This is a genomic window from Methylobacterium pseudosasicola, from assembly GCF_900114535.1.
GTDB lineage: Bacteria > Pseudomonadota > Alphaproteobacteria > Rhizobiales > Beijerinckiaceae > Methylobacterium > Methylobacterium pseudosasicola.
This window is the reverse complement of sequence record NZ_FOTK01000011.1, coordinates 58,460-73,624: the sequence shown is the minus strand read 5'-3', so window position 1 is coordinate 73,624 and position 15,165 is coordinate 58,460. Positions and strand designations below refer to the sequence as shown.

Sequence of the window (15,165 nt, the reverse complement as noted above, 5' to 3'; positions counted from 1 at the left end):
CCGTTCGGGTCTGAGCTGGATCAGGAGGCCGTGCGCCTTAATCATGGTCGATAACTGCTTAACGTGGTGTCCACGTCCCGCTCGCGCGGAGCACGCCCGGGTCCGCCACGCCGTCTTTCTGCGCGGACAAAGCGTGTCGATCGAGTGTGGAATGATCTGTTGAGTACCCGGACCGAGCCCAGCCCGCCGCACGCGATGCTGGTCGATGCCTTTGCGCGCAGCCCATCGCCGATGGTCATCACCGATGCGCGCGCGCCCGACAACCCGATCACCTGGGTCAACGACGCCTTCCTCGACCTCACCGGCTTCGCCACCGAGGAGCTGCTGGGGCGCAACTGCCGCATGCTGCAGGGGCCGGGGACCGACCGGGCCGAGGTCGCCCGGATTCACGCCGCCATTGAGGCCGGCGAACCCGTGACCGCCGAGGTGCTGAACTACCGCAAGGACGGCACGCCCTATTGGAGCGCGATGACCGTCACGCCGGTCTACGACGAGTCGGGACTCGCCTATTTCTACGCGGCCCAGGCCGACATGACCCATACCCGCGAGCGCGAGGTGACCATGCGGGTCACCAACGACGAGCTGGAACGGCTCGTCGCGGCCCGGACCCATGACCTGAGCGCCGCCCTGGAGCAGAAGACCGCCCTGCTCCACGAGGTCGATCACCGGGTGAAGAACAATCTTCAGGTGATCTCGTCGCTGATGCTCCTGAAGGCGCGCCGCACCCCGGAGGGCGATGCAAGGGACGCGCTCCAGGGCATGGCCGAGCGAATCGGCGCCCTCTCCACCGCGCACCGGATGCTCTACTCGGAGGGTGACTGCACCCACTTCAACCTCGGCGATTTCGCGGCCGAGTTCCTGTCCGACGTGAATGCCGGGCTCGATCACGAGAAGCAGCGGGTCGAGGCCGAGGTCGAGCCGATCGCGGTGGCGGCCGCCATGGCGGCGCCGCTGGCGCTGCTGATTCACGAGCTGACCGCGAACGCCCTGCGCCACGCCTTCCCGAACGCGCGGGAGGGCCGGGTTTCGATCACCGCCCGCCGCACCGAGGCCGGCATGCGCCTGACCATCCGGGACGACGGCGTCGGCCTCGCCGCCGCGCCGCCGAACCCGGCGGGCTTCGGCCGGAACCTCGTGGAGATGGTGGTCCGCCAGCTGCGCGGCACGATCGCCTGGGCCGATGCCGGGCCCGGCACCCATGTCGTGATCGATATCCCGCTTCAGGTGCCGGCTTGAGAATTCGGCCCAAACGCTTCAAGCTCTCGGCGGGCGCATCGGCTCGGATACCGAATTCCGGCTGATGCTCTAAAGTGTTGTTATCGCATCAACTTTTCCGAAAGCCGGAAGCCGGCCCTCGGGGTGATGCCAAGCTCAGCGGTCGAGAAAACAAAAGGGAGATCGCATGAGGGGTGGGAACGCCGGCGCGGATGCTGCGCTCCGCATCCTCGTGGTCGAGGACGAGGTGCTGATCGCGCTCGAACTCGAATGCCTGCTCGACGATCTCGGCCATGTCACGGTGGGCATCGCCGGCAGCTCGACGGAGGCGATCGCGCTCGGCCGCGCGGCCGAGCCCGACGTCGCCTTCGTGGACATTCACTTGGTCGACGGTCCCACCGGCGTCGAGGTGGCCCGGGCGCTCTCGGCCGACCCGCGGATCACCGTGGTGTTCATGACCGCCAACGCCAAGCGCATCCCCGACGACTTCGCCGGCGCCATCGGGGTGATCGCAAAACCCTATTCCGAGCGCGTCGTCGCCAGCATCCTCGACTGGGTCGCCGACCGCCGCGCTGGCCGCGCGCCGGAGCACGGGGCGCCCGACGGGTTTCATTTCGCGCCGGCGCCGTAGTTTTTTGGGGGATCGGTTCTCCTATCAATCACCCCAAAATTACCGCTTCTCCGCCCGCTCCCGCTTCAGCTGGTAGAGCGCATCCAGCGCCTCCCGGGGCGTCAGCGCGTCGGGGTCGATGGCGTCGAGGAGCGTTGCCAGCGGATCCTCGGCCGGGGGCTCCGGCGGTGGCGGCGGGGCAAGCGCCGCGAAGAGCGGCAGGTCGTCGATCTTGGCTCGGGCCGGGCGGCCGCGCTCGGCCTTCTCCAGGCTTTTCAGGATCGCCCCGGCTCGTGTCACCACGCTGGCCGGCAGGCCGGCCAGCCGCGCCACCTGGAGGCCGTAGCTGCGCTCGGCGATGCCCGGCACGACCTCGTGCAGGAAGACCACGCCGTCGCGGTGCTCGGCCACCTTCAGGGTGGCGTTGTCGAGCCGCGCCAGCCGGTCGCCCAGAGCCGTCAGCTCGTGGAAATGGGTGGCGAACAGCGCCCGGCAGGCATTGGCCTCGTGGAGATGCTCCAGGCAGGCCCAGGCGATCGACAGTCCGTCGAAGGTCGCGGTGCCCCGGCCGATCTCGTCGAGGATCACCAGGGAACGGCGGGTCGCCTGATTGAGGATCGCGGCGGTTTCGACCATCTCGACCATGAAGGTCGATTGCCCCCGCGCCAGGTCGTCGGCCGCGCCCACCCGGGAGAACAGCCGGTCGACCCGGCCGATCCGGGCCGAGGCCGCCGGCACGAAGGCGCCCATCTGGGCCAGCACCGCGATCAGCGCGTTCTGGCGCAGGAAGGTCGACTTGCCGCCCATGTTCGGGCCGGTGATCAGCCGGATCCGGCCCCGCGTCTCGCCCGACAGGTCGCAATCGTTGGCGATGAACGGCTCGCCGGCCCGGCGCAGGGCCGCCTCAACCACAGGATGGCGACCGCCAATGATGGCGAAGGCCAGCGAATCGTCGACCTCGGGCCGGCGCCAGTCCAGCTCGACCGCCAGTTCGGCGTTGCTCGCCGCGACATCGATCGCCGCCAGGGCTTCGGCGACCTGCGCAGTTTTCGAAGATTGTTCGACGATACGCCCGGCCAATTCTTCGAAGATGGCCGACTCCAGAGCCAGGGCCCGCTCCGAAGCGCCGGATATTTTTCGTTCGAGATCGCCCAATTCGACGCTGGTGAAGCGCATCGCGTCGACCATGGTCTGCCGATGCACGAATTCCCGCTGCAACCCCTTGAGGCAGGCCTCGCCCACCGATTGCGGCACCTCGATAAAATAACCCAGCAGGTTGTTGTGCTTGATCCGCAGGGTCCGGCAGCCAGTCTCCTCGGCGTAGCGCGCCTGGAGCGCCGCCACGACCTTCCGGGAATCCTGGCCGAGCAGGCGCGCCTCGTCGACCTCCTCCGAATAGCCCGCCCGGACGAAGCCGCCATCCCGCCGGGACAGCGGCAGCTCGTCGGCCAGCGCCCGCTGCAATGTGTCCGCCAGGTCCGGATCGGCCGCGCCCAAGGCCTCGGCGATCGCGGCGAGCTCGGCTGTCACCGTTCCAGCCTGGATCAGTACCGCGCCGAGCCCGGCTGCCGCCATCAGCCCGTCCCGGATCGCCGCCAGATCCCGGGGTCCGCTGCGCCCCAGGCCCACCCGGGAGAGCGCCCGGGCCAGGTCCGGCGCCCGGGCTAGCGTCTCGCGGATCGCCCGGCGCAGGGCGTGATCCTCGGCGAGATAGGCCACGGTCTCGTGCCGCTCGGCGATCCGCCCCAGGTCGGTGAGCGGCCCGGCCAGGCGCTCGGCCAGCAACCGGGCGCCGTTGGCGGTGACCGTCCGGTCGATCGTGTCGAGCAGGCTGCCGGTGCGCTCGCCCGAAAGCGTGCGGGTCAGTTCGAGATTGGCCCGGGTCGCGGCATCGATCGCCAGCGTCGAGCCGGCCTCCTCGCGGGTCGGCACCGAGAGCGGCGCCCGGGCGGCGAGCTGGGTGCGGGCGATGTACAGGAGGCCGGTCCCGGCCGCCTGGATCTCGGCCCGGGTGAAGTTGCCGAAGCCGTCGAGCGTCGAGACGCCGTATTGCTCGCGCACCCGCCGCTCGGCCGCGGCCGGCTCCAGTTCCGCCTGAGCCAAGGGGACGATGGCGGCCCGGCTCTCCTGCCAGATCCGCGCCAGCGCAGGATCGGCGTGGATCGCCTCGGACAGGACGATCTCGCGGGGATCGTGCCGGGCGATCGCTCCCGCCAGATCGCCGCCCGAGACCTCGCTCAGGGAAAAGCGGCCGGTGGAGATGTCGATGGCGGCCAGACCATAGGCGGTGGCGCCCTCCCCGGTCTTGCGCCGCCCGATCGCCAGCAGGAGGTTGGCGCTGGCGGGATCGAGCAGCCGATCCTCGGTGATGGTGCCTGGCGTGACCAGGCGGACCACCTCCCGCCGCACCACCGATTTCGGCCCACGCCGCTTGGCCTCGGCGGGGTCCTCGGTCTGCTCGCAGACGGCGACCCGGTTGCCCAGCGCGATCAGGCGGCTGAGATAATCGTCGGCCCGGTCCACCGGGACGCCGCACATCGGGATCTCGGCGCCGCCGTGCCGGCCGCGCTTGGTCAGCACGATGCCGAGCGCCCGGGAGGCGATCTCCGCGTCTCCGAAGAACAGCTCGTAGAAATCCCCCATCCGGTAGAACAGGAGGCAGTCGGGGTTGGCCGCCTTGATCTCGATATACTGCGCCATCATCGGCGTGGCGCCGGCGGGGTCCAGGCTCGCGGTGGGCAGCGTTTCGGGGGCGGTGCGGACGGCGGTTCGGACCATGGCGCCTCTTAGCAGAGTGAGCCCGCCGAATCAGGCCGTGCCGGGCAACGCGCCTGGGGAGAAGCCATTGCCACCTTGAGGTGAGGCTTCTCTGAGACAAAAAACCCGGCGCTGCGGGCGCCGGGCTGTCCATCCAAAAGAGTCGGTCGGCTCAGTAGCGCGGGCCGTTGGTGGTGCCGCCGAGGTTCTGCTGGTAGCCGCGCAGCGCTGGGTTCTTCGCGTTCGGGTTGCCGTGCCGCATCGTGTTCAGGCGGCGCGCCCGGCGCTCATGGCGCGTGGAATGGTGCCGGTGCATCCGGTGATGATGATGCATCCCGACGGATTCGACCATGTCGTGCCCGGCCAAGCCCGGCTGCGGCATCGCAGGGGCTGCCTGAACAGACGCTGTGCCGGCGACGAGACCGCCGAAGAACACGCCAGCGGTCAGCAGTGAACGAAATGACATTGTTGAAATGCTCCAGTCCTGTCCGAGAAGTGCCATCACAATGGCTCACGGACCGGTATGTTCCGGAAAGACATTGGAAAAAGCATCTGTGCAATCTGGCAACGCAGCCGGATTAAGTCGTGTTCTGAACCGTGACGCAGTGATGAGACGGCTATCAACGCGGTCTGGACTATACTGATACAACTTCTGGGGTAATAAAGTCCGCCTCATTACACGGTCCGCATTCGGAGCCCGTCGCGACGCGATCGGGGACGACTTTAGGCTAGGAAGTCGCGCAGCGCCGTGTTCACGGCCGCGGGCTCCTCGTGGGCGAGCCAGTGGGTCGCTTGCGGATACCAGGCGATCCGCCCGTCATCGCAGAGGTCCAGGCTTGCTTCCGCGAGGCCTGGTTGCAGGGCAGTGTCCTGCTTGCCCCAGAGGATCAGTGTCGGCACGCGGACCCGCGGCGGCTCCGTCCGCGGCAATTGGGCCAGGGCGCGATACCAGTTCAGCATACCCGTCATCGCGCCGGGCTGCAGCCAAGCCTCGATGTAGCGATCGAGGTCGGAGGGCGCGAAGGCGCCGGGTCGGCTGCTGCTCGTCAGCGCGTGCCGGAGGGCCCGGCACCGGCCCGCCGTGAGCAGCCGCTCCGGCAGGACGGGCAGCTGGAACAGCCCGACATAAGAGCTGCGCAGCCACTGCCCCGGGTGACGGCGGATATACGATCCGACGACGCCCGGATGCGGCGCGTTGAGGATCGCGAGCCGCGCGATCCGGTCGGGATAGTGGCTGGCGGTCCACCACGCGACGAGCCCGCCCCAATCGTGGCCGACGAGGCGGATCGTGGCGAAGCCGTACGCCTCGGCCAGGGCGATCACGTCGGCCGCCAGCGTGTCGAGGTGATAGGCGGCCACGCCCTGCGGCTTGTCGCTGAGGCCGTAGCCGCGCTGGTCGGGCACGACGAGCCGCAGGCCCGCCTCCGAGAGCGGCCCGATCTGGTGACGCCAGCCGTACCAGAATTCCGGGAAGCCGTGCAGCAGGATGGTCGGCGGCCCCGATTCCGGGCCGGCCTCGGCCACGTGCAGGCTCACCTCCGGCAGGCCAACACGGCGAAACGCAACGCCCGCCACATCCGTCATCCGATCCCGCGCTCCGTCATGCGCGACGGCTCACGCCCGCTGTCGACGCGCGTCCGTCCCGTCAGAAGCCGAGGGCGGAACAGGCGCCCGCCTCGGCGTCGAGTTGGTCCCTGAGGCGGTCCGGCGAGGTCCGGGTCCAGAGGCAGAGCAGGACGAAGGCCGCACCGTGCAGCAGGGCACCTTTCGCCGGGACATAGGGCGATCCCGCGCCGTCCCGTAGGTTTTGCGCGGCGTTCGTGTTGGCCGCTTCGTGCGGTCTCGCGGAATGGGGCATCATGATATCCGGGCTCGACGTGACTTCTCTCCAGGGAAGATCGCCGCCCGGGGCATTCGGTTACCGGTCGCCGTTTGCCGCAGTGCGCTGGCACACGCTCGCCGGACTGCGCGTCGCGTCACCGGTTCACCGCATCGGCTCGAGCCATTGCGCCAAGTGGCCGGCCGCGATGTTCGCGCGGGTGTCCTGGTAGCCGAGTTCCGCGGATTCCCGGAAGCTCGACCAGGCGCGCAGATCGATACCGGCGAGCGGCGGCTTGAGCAGGGCCGTGGCATGGGCGGCCGCCACCATGGTCTGCGCGTCGCTCGACACCGTGGCGGCGCGCAGCAGGAGCGGGGCGAGGCCCGGCATCGCGGCGGGCGAGCCGATGAGCCGGCGCAGCAGTCGGCCGCGCCAGCCCCGGGTCGGCATGTCCTGGAACGCGCGGTCGCTGCCGACATCGACGGCCAGGACCGGGCCGCGCTCCAGATCGGCGGCGACATCCGCCGGGACGTTGTTCATCATGCCGCCATCGACCAGCACACCCTCGTCGCACAGGACCGGTGGCAGCAGCCCCGGGATGGCGATGCTGGCCCGCAGCGCCTTGGGCAGGTCGCCGTCGCGATGGATCATCGCCCGCCCGGTGGTCAGGTTCGACGAGACGCAGAAGAACGGCAGCCACAGATCCTCAATGCGCGCGCCGCCGTAGCGCTCGGCGAGGCTGGCATCGACCTTGGCACCCCGGGTCAAAGCGTGGATCGGCAGCGTGTAGTCGTTGATCGGGTTGCGGCCGGCGAAGGCGGCTTCAGTCTGCTCTCGGATCTCGGCAACGTTCGAGCCCATGGCGAGGCTGGCGGCGATCACCGCGCCCATGCTGGTGCCGCCGACGAAGTCCGGGGCACAACCGGTCTCCGCGAGGGCCTGGAGCACCCCCAGATGCGCGAAGGCGCGGGCGCCGCCGCCGCCCAGCACGAGGCCCCGACCCACCCCGCAGGCGAGCCGGGCGAGCCGGGCCATGTCGTCCGGCCGGCCGGGTCGCAGCTGGATCCGCATCGCCGTGGGCAGGTCTGCGACCGCCGGGTGCAGGGGTTTGGGGCGCCGCGCTTCTGGATCCTGACGCACCACCAGATCCATGCGGATCCAGTCGGAGCGCACCCGCTCCAGATAGGCGGTCGCGCCGGAGCGCGGTGGCAAGCCGGGCTCGGCCAGGAGCAGGACGTGGTCGCCCAGGCGCTGGCTGAGTCGGGACCAGGGGCCGTCGATATCCCGCGCCGCGAACACCGTCCGGGCATGCCGGGCCTCGAACGCCTGAACCCAGGCCTCGTCCGCGCCCTCCGGCCATCGGGTCAGGCAGCCGGTCTCCCCTGGCAGGATCGCGTCGAGCGCGGCGGCGAAGGCTTGCGCGAAGGGTTCCGGATCGGGGCCTTCGGTCACGGGGAGCACCACGAAGGTGCGGGGCGCGTGGTGGACCGAATAGCCGTCGTAGAGATTGCGCAGACGCTCGGCGAGCATCCGGGCTAAGTACAGAAGCGTGTGCGGATGCTCGGTGATCACCGCTTCGAAGGCCGCGCGGGTCAGGCACAGCAGGTGCGAATCGCGCAGCGCTATGACGGTCGCTGCCCGCGGCGCATCGGACAGGAGCGCCATCTCGCCAAAAATCTCGGGCGGCCGCAGGCGGGCGATCCGGCTCTGGATCCCGTGATGGTCGCGGGTCGAGACGCCGACCGCGCCGGAGACAAGGGTGTAAAGCGCGTCGCCGGCATCGCCCTGCTCGAACAGGATCCGGCCGCCCGGCACCGCCATGGCGATCATCCGGGCCCGCACCGCCTCGGCGGCCGCGGCATCGAGGCCGGTCAGGAACGGGATCTCGGGCGCGCTCAACCGTTCTCCGCCCCTATCGCGCTCATCCTCCGATACGCCCGCATCGTTCTCCTCCCGATCCGCGTTCCGCGTGTTCCACCCTAGCGTGACCGCGGTCGAGATGGTCCGCAACGGTCGGGCCGCATCTGAAACGGATCGGCCTTCGCGCCGCCCCGGCCGTCCGGTACAGGCAGGACAACGCCATAACCAGGGAGGCAGCGATGTCGGGGGCTGATCGGATCGCGATCGTGACCGGAGCGGGAACGGGAGTCGGCAAGGCCGCAGCCCTGGCGCTCGCCGGGGCCGGGTGGAGCGTGGTGCTGTCCGGGCGACGTCAGGCACCGCTGGACGAGGTCGCGGCGCAGATCGAGACCGGACGCGCCCTCGTGGTGCCCACCGACGTGACCGACCCGGATTCGATCGCCAACCTATTCGCGCAGACGACCGCCCGCTTCGGCCGCCTCGACCTGCTGTTCAACAATGCCGGGATCGGCGCGCCGCCGGTGCCCCTGGAGGATCTGCCGCTCGATACGTGGCGCCAGGTGATCGACACCAACCTCACGGCCCTGTTCCTGTGCACCCAGCACGCCTTCCGGATCATGCGCGACCAGACCCCCCGGGGCGGGCGGATCATCAACAACGGTTCGATCTCGGCGCATGCCCCGCGGCCGAACTCGATCGCCTACACGGCGACCAAGCACGCCGTGACCGGCATCACCAAGGCGACCGCGCTCGATGGGCGCGCCTACGACATCGCCTGCGGCCAGATCGATATCGGCAACGCCGACACCCCGATGGGCGGCAAGATGAAGGAGGGCGTCGCCCAGGCCGACGGCTCAACCCGGGCCGAGGCGGTGATGGACCCGGCCCATGTTGGCGATGCAGTGCTGATGATGGCGAATCTGCCGCTGGAGGCCAATGTCCAGTTCATGACCGTCATGGCGACCAAGATGCCGTTCATCGGCCGCGGCTGACCGTTTTGATCTGAATTCGGCGCTCTTGGGCGCCGACCCGGCCTACCGGCGCGCCCGCGCTTTCCCACAGCCACGCTTTTTCCGCGTGCTCCGCGCGGCGCCGATTGACGCCCGGTTTTATAACTCATACAAATCGCTCAACAAAAATGGCCGGGTCGCAATCCCGGTCGCGCATGGAGCGAGGGCCCTCGCGATCCATGCGCCGCCTGCGCCAATCCCGTCGCCGAGCGTCTCTATGTCGTTCGAAGAACAGGCTGCGTGGGTGCTGAAGACTTTCGATCGGTTCAAGCAGCCGCAATCGGACTGACCAAATAGTTTCCGTGCCGAACCGGTCGCGTCGAGCCGGTCGGACGGTGAATGCTGCCAATCAAAAAAACATTCGCACAACGCGAAGCGCGTGAATCACGCGCCGGACGACGAGACGACCGGGGGGACTTGATGATCACCAGGCAGACATTTCTGAAGCTTGCGCTCGCCACCGCGATGCTGGCGGGCGCCGCCGTGCCCGAGGCGCTCGCCGCCAGCGGCGACCTGATCGGCGTCGCCATGCCGACCAAGTCGTCCCAGCGCTGGATCGACGACGGCAACAACATCGTGAAGCAGCTGGCCGCCAAGGGCTACAAGCCGGACCTGCAATACGCCGACGACGACATCCCCAACCAACTCGCGCAGATCGAGAACATGCTCACCAAGGGCGCGAAAGTCCTGGTGATCGCCTCGATCGACGGGACGACCCTCAGCGACGTGCTGTCGAAGGCCAAGGATGCCGGCGTCAAGGTCATCGCCTATGATCGCCTGATCAAGGGCACCCCCAACGTCGACTTCTACGCGACGTTCGACAATTTCCAGGTCGGCGTGCAGCAGGCGAGCTCGATCGTCGACGCGCTCGGGCTGAAGGACGGCAAGGGGCCGTTCAACATCGAGCTGTTCGGCGGCTCGCCGGACGACAACAACGCCTACTTCTTCTACGATGGCGCCCTGTCGGTGCTGCAACCCTACATCGACGCGAAAAAGCTGGTGGTGCGGTCCGGCCAAGCCGGCATGGACAAGGTCTCGACCCTGCGCTGGGACCCGGCCACCGCCCAGGCCCGCATGGATAACCTGCTCTCGGCCTTTTACGGCAGCGCGAAGCTCGACGCGGTCCTGTCGCCCTACGATGGCATCTCGATCGGCATCATCTCGTCGCTCAAGGGCGTCGGCTACGGCTCCGGCAGCCTGAAGATGCCGGTGGTCAGCGGCCAGGACGCCGAGCTGCAATCGATCAAGTCGATCATCGCTGGCGAGCAGTACTCCACCGTGTTCAAGGACACGCGCGAGCTGGCCAAGGTGACGGTCGCGATGATCGACGCCATCGAGACCGGCAAGCCGCCGGAGGTCAACGACACCAAGACCTACAACAACGGCAAGAAGGTCGTCCCGTCCTACCTGCTGAAGCCTGTTGTCGTCACCAAGGACAACTGGAAGCCGGCCCTGGTCGATACGGGCTACTACACCCTCGACCAGCTCAAGTAGCCCAGCAAGGGCCGGTCGAGGCCCCAATCGATTCTGGCCGATGCCGGCAGATCCGGCATCGGCCTTCGCGATGTGAACGACGAGCCGAAAGTGGTCGCATGCAGCCCGTCCTCGAAATGCGGGGGATTACGAAGACATTCCCCGGGGTCAAGGCGCTCTCGGACGTCAACCTGACCGTCCGGCCCGCCGAGATCCACGCCCTGGTCGGCGAGAACGGCGCCGGGAAATCGACGCTGATGAAAGTCCTGAGCGGGGTCTATCCGAACGGCACCTACGAGGGCGAGATCCACTACGAGGGCCGGCTCAGCCAGTTCCGGGATATTTCCGACAGCGAGCGCGTCGGGATCGTCATCATCCACCAGGAACTCGCGCTGGTGCCGTTCCTGTCGATCGCCGAGAACATCTTCCTCGGCAACGAGCCGGCCCGGTTCGGCATCATCGACCGGGACCGGATGTTCACCCGGGCGGTCGAGCTGCTCAAGACCGTAGGGCTCGAAGAGAATCCCGATACCCTGGTCACCCATCTCGGGGTCGGCAAGCAGCAACTCGTCGAGATCGCCAAGGCGCTGTCCAAGAAGGTCAAGCTGCTCATCCTCGACGAGCCGACCGCGAGCCTGAGCGAGAAGGACAGCGAGGCGCTCCTGCGCCTGTTGATCAGCTTCCGGGAGCAGGGCATCGCGTCGATCCTGATCTCGCACAAGCTCAACGAAATCTCGAAGGTCGCCGATCGGATCACTGTCCTGCGCGACGGCACCACGGTTGAGACCCTCGACTGCCGGGACGGTTCGATCGACGAGGATCGCATCATCCGCGGCATGGTCGGCCGCGAGATGGCCAATCGCTATCCGGCCCGCGAGCCGCGGATCGGCGACGTGATGCTGGAAGTGCGCGACTGGACGGTGCACCACGCCGTTCACGCCGACCGCCCGGTGGTGCGCAACGTCAACCTCACCGTCCGCAAGGGCGAGATCGTCGGGATCGCTGGCCTGATGGGCTCGGGCCGGACCGAGCTCGCCATGAGCCTGTTCGGCCGCTCCTACGGCCAGGGCATCTCGGGCCACGTCCGGATCGAGGGCCGGGACGTCGATGTCTCGACCATCGGCAAGGCGATCGCGGCGGGCATCGCCTACGTGACCGAGGACCGCAAGCAGCTCGGCCTCGTGCTCGACGAGACCATCACCAAGAACACCACGCTGGCGAACCTACCCGGCGTGTCCACGGCCGCCGTGATCGACGAGGACAAGGAGCGCCGGGTCGCCACCGATTACCGGACCAAGATGCGGATCCGCTCCTTCGGCGTCGCGCAGCAGACCGTGAATCTGTCAGGCGGCAACCAGCAGAAGGTCGTGCTCAGCAAGTGGCTGTTCACGCACCCCAAGGTGCTGATCCTGGACGAGCCGACGCGGGGCATCGATGTCGGCGCAAAGTACGAAATCTATTCGATTATCAACGAGTTGGCCGATGGCGGCCGGGGCGTCCTGATGATCTCGTCGGAGATGCCGGAGCTGCTCGGCATGTGCGACCGCATCTACGTGATGAACGAGGGGCGTTTCGTCGGCGAGTTCCAGCGCTCGGAGGCGAGCCAGGAGGCGATCATGCGCTCGATCATGCGCTCGAAGGAACTGAACGGATGACCGACCTCTCTGCGGGCAAGTCGATGACCCCTGGCTCCGCCTCCATTCCCGAGGCCAAGCCCGCCGCCGATGCGGGTGCCAAACGCGGCTTCCTCGGGACCTCGCAGGTCCGGGATTACGGGCTGCTGATCGCCCTGCTGCTGATCACGCTGTTCTTCGAGTATGCGACGAACGGCGTGCTGTTCCAGCCGCTCAACCTCACCAACCTGATCCTGCAGAACAGCTACGTCGTCGTGATGGCGCTGGGCATGCTGCTGGTCATCGTGGCCGGGCATATCGACCTGTCGATCGGCTCGATCGTCGGCTTCGTCGGTGCCCTGGCGGCCCTGCTGATGGTCCGCGTCGGTCTCGATCCCCTCTCTGCAACGGTCATCTGCCTCGCGGTCGGCGCCGCCATCGGCGGGGTGCAGGGGGCTTTCGTCGCCTATCTCGGGATCCCGAGCTTCATCGTCACCCTGGCCGGCATGCTGGTGTTCCGCGGCCTGACCCTGGCCCTGCTCCAGGGCGCCTCGATCGGGCCGTTTCCGGAGGTGTTCCAGCTCCTCGCCAAGGGTTTTCTCATCAATTTTGCCGGGCCCTGGACCTCGGTGCTGATCGGGGCGGTGCTCTCGCTCATCCTGTTCGGTATGAACTGGCAGCGCCGCGTCGTGCAGGTCCGCCATGGCAGCCAGCCCGACAGCCTGGCCGCGTTCGTGGCCCGCAACGGCATCACGACCATCGTGATTCTCGCCTTCGCGTATCAGATGAGCGCGTATCGCGGCCTGCCGAACGTGCTGATCGTGATGTTCGTGCTGGTGATGCTCTACCGGTTCATCACCACTCGGACGACGATCGGGCGGCGGATCTATGCGCTCGGCGGCAACATCAAGGCCGCGCGTCTGTCCGGCATCAAGACCGAGCGGCTGACCTTCCTGACCTTCGCCAATATGGGCGCCCTGGCCGGTCTCGCCGGCATGATCTTCGCCGCACGCCTCAACACCGCGACCCCGAAGGCCGGCGTCGGCTTCGAACTCGACGTGATCGCGGCCTGCTTCATCGGCGGCGCCTCGGCGGCCGGCGGCATCGGCAAGGTCTCGGGGGTCGTCATCGGCGCGTTCATCATCGGCGTGATGAACAACGGCATGTCGATCCTCGGCATCGGCATCGACTACCAGCAGGTGATCAAGGGGATCGTGCTGCTCGCCGCGGTTTGCCTCGACGTCTACAACAAGAAGAACCGCGCCTGACGCCAGACGACGGCCGGTCCGCCGCCGCCGATCTATGCGGTCGGTTGGGGCTGCCGGTCGTCGCTGCGCTGCCGTTGGCTCCCCAGCTCGGGGAGCTCGCGGGCGGGCGGCACGATCGTCGTCATGAGCAGCCGATGCGGTTGCGGACCCGGCAGGAGCGGCATCGTCTGCGGCTCGGGTGCAGGCGGTGGCGGGGTCGGGACGGGCGCCCGATGCTTTGCCGGCTTCGGTGCCGGCATCGCCGAGAAGCCAATACACAGTATCAGGCACGACAGGCCGGTCATGACGCTCTCCACGGACGGATCCGGATGGGTCATCATGTAACCGAGCCCGCCGAGCCCCGAGCCGGCGGCCAGGATGCGGGAGAGGGACAGATAGGAAGGCATGCCCGACACTCGGGCCTGCGTCCTTGCGGGTCGGTCAAACCGACCCGTTCAATTATCGCGATCCGGCCCAGCTTTGTCCTGAGCGCATAGGGACGCCGGACAGCTCAGGTCTTGCGCGCGACCGTGAAACGGGCGGCGTCCCGCAGGGTCCGGGCCTTCTCGCCCCAGAGCGCCACCGCGTCCTCGCAGACGCCGACCAGGCGGTCGCACTCGGCCCGGGCGCCGTCGAGGCCAAGGCGGTCGACCAGCGTGGCCTTGCCGGCATCCTTGTCCTTGCCGGTGGCCTTGCCCATCGCCTCCGGGGATGCCTCCCGGTCGAGGATGTCGTCGGCGATCTGGAACGCCTGGCCCAACGCCAGCCCGTAGCGCAGCAGCGCCGCCCGCTGTCCTGCGTCGGCGCCGCCGACGATCGCGCCGGCTTCCACCGAGAAGGCCAGGATCGCCCCGGTCTTCATCGCCTGCATCCGCAGGGTGTCGTCCACGTCCATATTGGCCGCGCCGAACCGCCCCTCGGCGGTGAGGTCGAGGAGCTGGCCGCCGACCATCCCGCCGAGGCCGGAGGCGCGGGCGAGCCCGAGCACGAGGTCGGCCCGAATCCGCGCGTCCGGCTGCCAGGTCGGGTCGGCGACGATCTCGAAGGCCAGCGTCTGCAGGGCATCGCCCACTAGGATGGCGGTGGCCTCGTCATAGGCCTTGTGCACCGTCGGCTTGCCGCGGCGCATATCGTCGTCGTCCATGGCCGGCAGGTCGTCATGCACGAGGCTGTAGCAATGCACGAGCTCGACACCCGCGCCGGCGGCGAGCGCCGCGGCCTCGGAGCCGCCGAGCATCCGGGCGGTCTCGATGGCGAGGAACGGACGCAGGCGCTTGCCGCCGCCGAGCACGGCGTGCCGCATCGCCTCCATCAGGCGCGGCGGCCGGGCGATCTCGCCGAGGCCGATTTCGGGGCCGAGGCGGTCGACCAGAAACGTCTCGACCGTCTCGGCGACCTGCGCCAGCCTGTGGGAAAACTCGGATGCGGGGGTGCCTGCCTTGACCGAACCGGTCTGAGCCTGCGTTGAGGAAGTCGAGGTCATCGGGCGCTGCGTCCGGTCTTGGCCTGGCGAAAATCAATCGGGCGTCGTTTTGCGCGGAGACGAAATCAAGTTCGACCG

13 protein-coding genes are annotated in these 15,165 nt (G+C 68.3%); 6 read left to right on the top strand and 7 right to left on the bottom strand.

Annotation, left to right across the window (positions count from 1 at the left end):
* The first annotated feature begins 195 nt into the window (after positions 1 to 195).
* Both BM228_RS12935 and BM228_RS12930 read left to right on the top strand, forming a co-directional pair.
* The gene (locus tag BM228_RS12935) at positions 196 to 1,236 is read left to right on the top strand and encodes a PAS domain-containing protein (protein ID WP_092040826.1); all 1,041 of its coding nucleotides are present in this window, start codon (positions 196 to 198) and stop codon (positions 1,234 to 1,236) included.
* Between the two features lie 166 nt (positions 1,237 to 1,402).
* Positions 1,403 to 1,846 (top strand): response regulator, encoded by a 444-nt coding sequence (locus BM228_RS12930; RefSeq protein WP_092040824.1) that lies wholly within the window; start codon positions 1,403 to 1,405, stop codon positions 1,844 to 1,846.
* A gap of 39 nt (positions 1,847 to 1,885) precedes the next feature.
* Here the strand turns inward: BM228_RS12930 and mutS are convergent, their stop codons facing one another.
* The 5 genes from mutS to BM228_RS12905 all read right to left on the bottom strand — a co-directional run bounded on the left by mutS (position 1,886) and on the right by BM228_RS12905 (position 8,300).
* Positions 1,886 to 4,603: a DNA mismatch repair protein MutS gene (gene mutS, locus BM228_RS12925; RefSeq protein ID WP_092040821.1), complete on the bottom strand. Its 2,718-nt coding sequence runs from the start codon at positions 4,601 to 4,603 to the stop codon at positions 1,886 to 1,888.
* Positions 4,604 to 4,754: 151 nt separating this feature from the next.
* The gene (locus BM228_RS12920) at positions 4,755 to 5,084 is read right to left on the bottom strand and encodes a hypothetical protein (protein WP_425284938.1); all 330 of its coding nucleotides are present in this window, start codon (positions 5,082 to 5,084) and stop codon (positions 4,755 to 4,757) included.
* A 221-nt stretch (positions 5,085 to 5,305) separates the two neighbouring features.
* Positions 5,306 to 6,166, bottom strand: coding sequence for an alpha/beta fold hydrolase (locus tag BM228_RS12915; protein WP_092040815.1), 861 nt, complete (start codon positions 6,164 to 6,166; stop codon positions 5,306 to 5,308).
* 61 nt (positions 6,167 to 6,227) lie between these two features.
* The gene (locus BM228_RS12910; protein WP_092040812.1) at positions 6,228 to 6,443 is read right to left on the bottom strand and encodes a hypothetical protein; all 216 of its coding nucleotides are present in this window, start codon (positions 6,441 to 6,443) and stop codon (positions 6,228 to 6,230) included.
* 123 nt (positions 6,444 to 6,566) lie between these two features.
* Positions 6,567 to 8,300 (bottom strand): patatin-like phospholipase family protein, encoded by a 1,734-nt coding sequence (locus BM228_RS12905; RefSeq protein WP_092040810.1) that lies wholly within the window; start codon positions 8,298 to 8,300, stop codon positions 6,567 to 6,569.
* Between the two features lie 200 nt (positions 8,301 to 8,500).
* Between BM228_RS12905 and BM228_RS12900 the strand changes: the two genes are divergently transcribed.
* The 4 genes from BM228_RS12900 to mmsB all read left to right on the top strand — a co-directional run bounded on the left by BM228_RS12900 (position 8,501) and on the right by mmsB (position 13,625).
* Positions 8,501 to 9,253, top strand: a complete 753-nt coding sequence (locus BM228_RS12900; protein ID WP_092040807.1) for an SDR family oxidoreductase — start codon at positions 8,501 to 8,503, stop codon at positions 9,251 to 9,253.
* A gap of 483 nt (positions 9,254 to 9,736) precedes the next feature.
* Entirely contained in the window at positions 9,737 to 10,765 is a 1,029-nt protein-coding gene (chvE, locus tag BM228_RS12895) for a multiple monosaccharide ABC transporter substrate-binding protein (protein WP_244537137.1), read from the top strand.
* 98 nt (positions 10,766 to 10,863) lie between these two features.
* Positions 10,864 to 12,399, top strand: a complete 1,536-nt coding sequence (gene mmsA / locus BM228_RS12890; protein WP_092040801.1) for a multiple monosaccharide ABC transporter ATP-binding protein — start codon at positions 10,864 to 10,866, stop codon at positions 12,397 to 12,399.
* Positions 12,400 to 12,422: 23 nt separating this feature from the next.
* Positions 12,423 to 13,625, top strand: a complete 1,203-nt coding sequence (gene mmsB / locus BM228_RS12885; RefSeq protein WP_092041025.1) for a multiple monosaccharide ABC transporter permease — start codon at positions 12,423 to 12,425, stop codon at positions 13,623 to 13,625.
* A gap of 32 nt (positions 13,626 to 13,657) precedes the next feature.
* Here the strand turns inward: mmsB and BM228_RS12880 are convergent, their stop codons facing one another.
* Both BM228_RS12880 and BM228_RS12875 read right to left on the bottom strand, forming a co-directional pair.
* Entirely contained in the window at positions 13,658 to 14,011 is a 354-nt protein-coding gene (locus BM228_RS12880; RefSeq protein ID WP_092040800.1) for a hypothetical protein, read from the bottom strand.
* Positions 14,012 to 14,115: 104 nt separating this feature from the next.
* A complete protein-coding gene (locus tag BM228_RS12875) occupies positions 14,116 to 15,087 on the bottom strand; it encodes a polyprenyl synthetase family protein (protein ID WP_092040797.1) in 972 nt (323 codons plus the stop codon).
* Positions 15,088 to 15,165 lie beyond the last annotated feature (78 nt).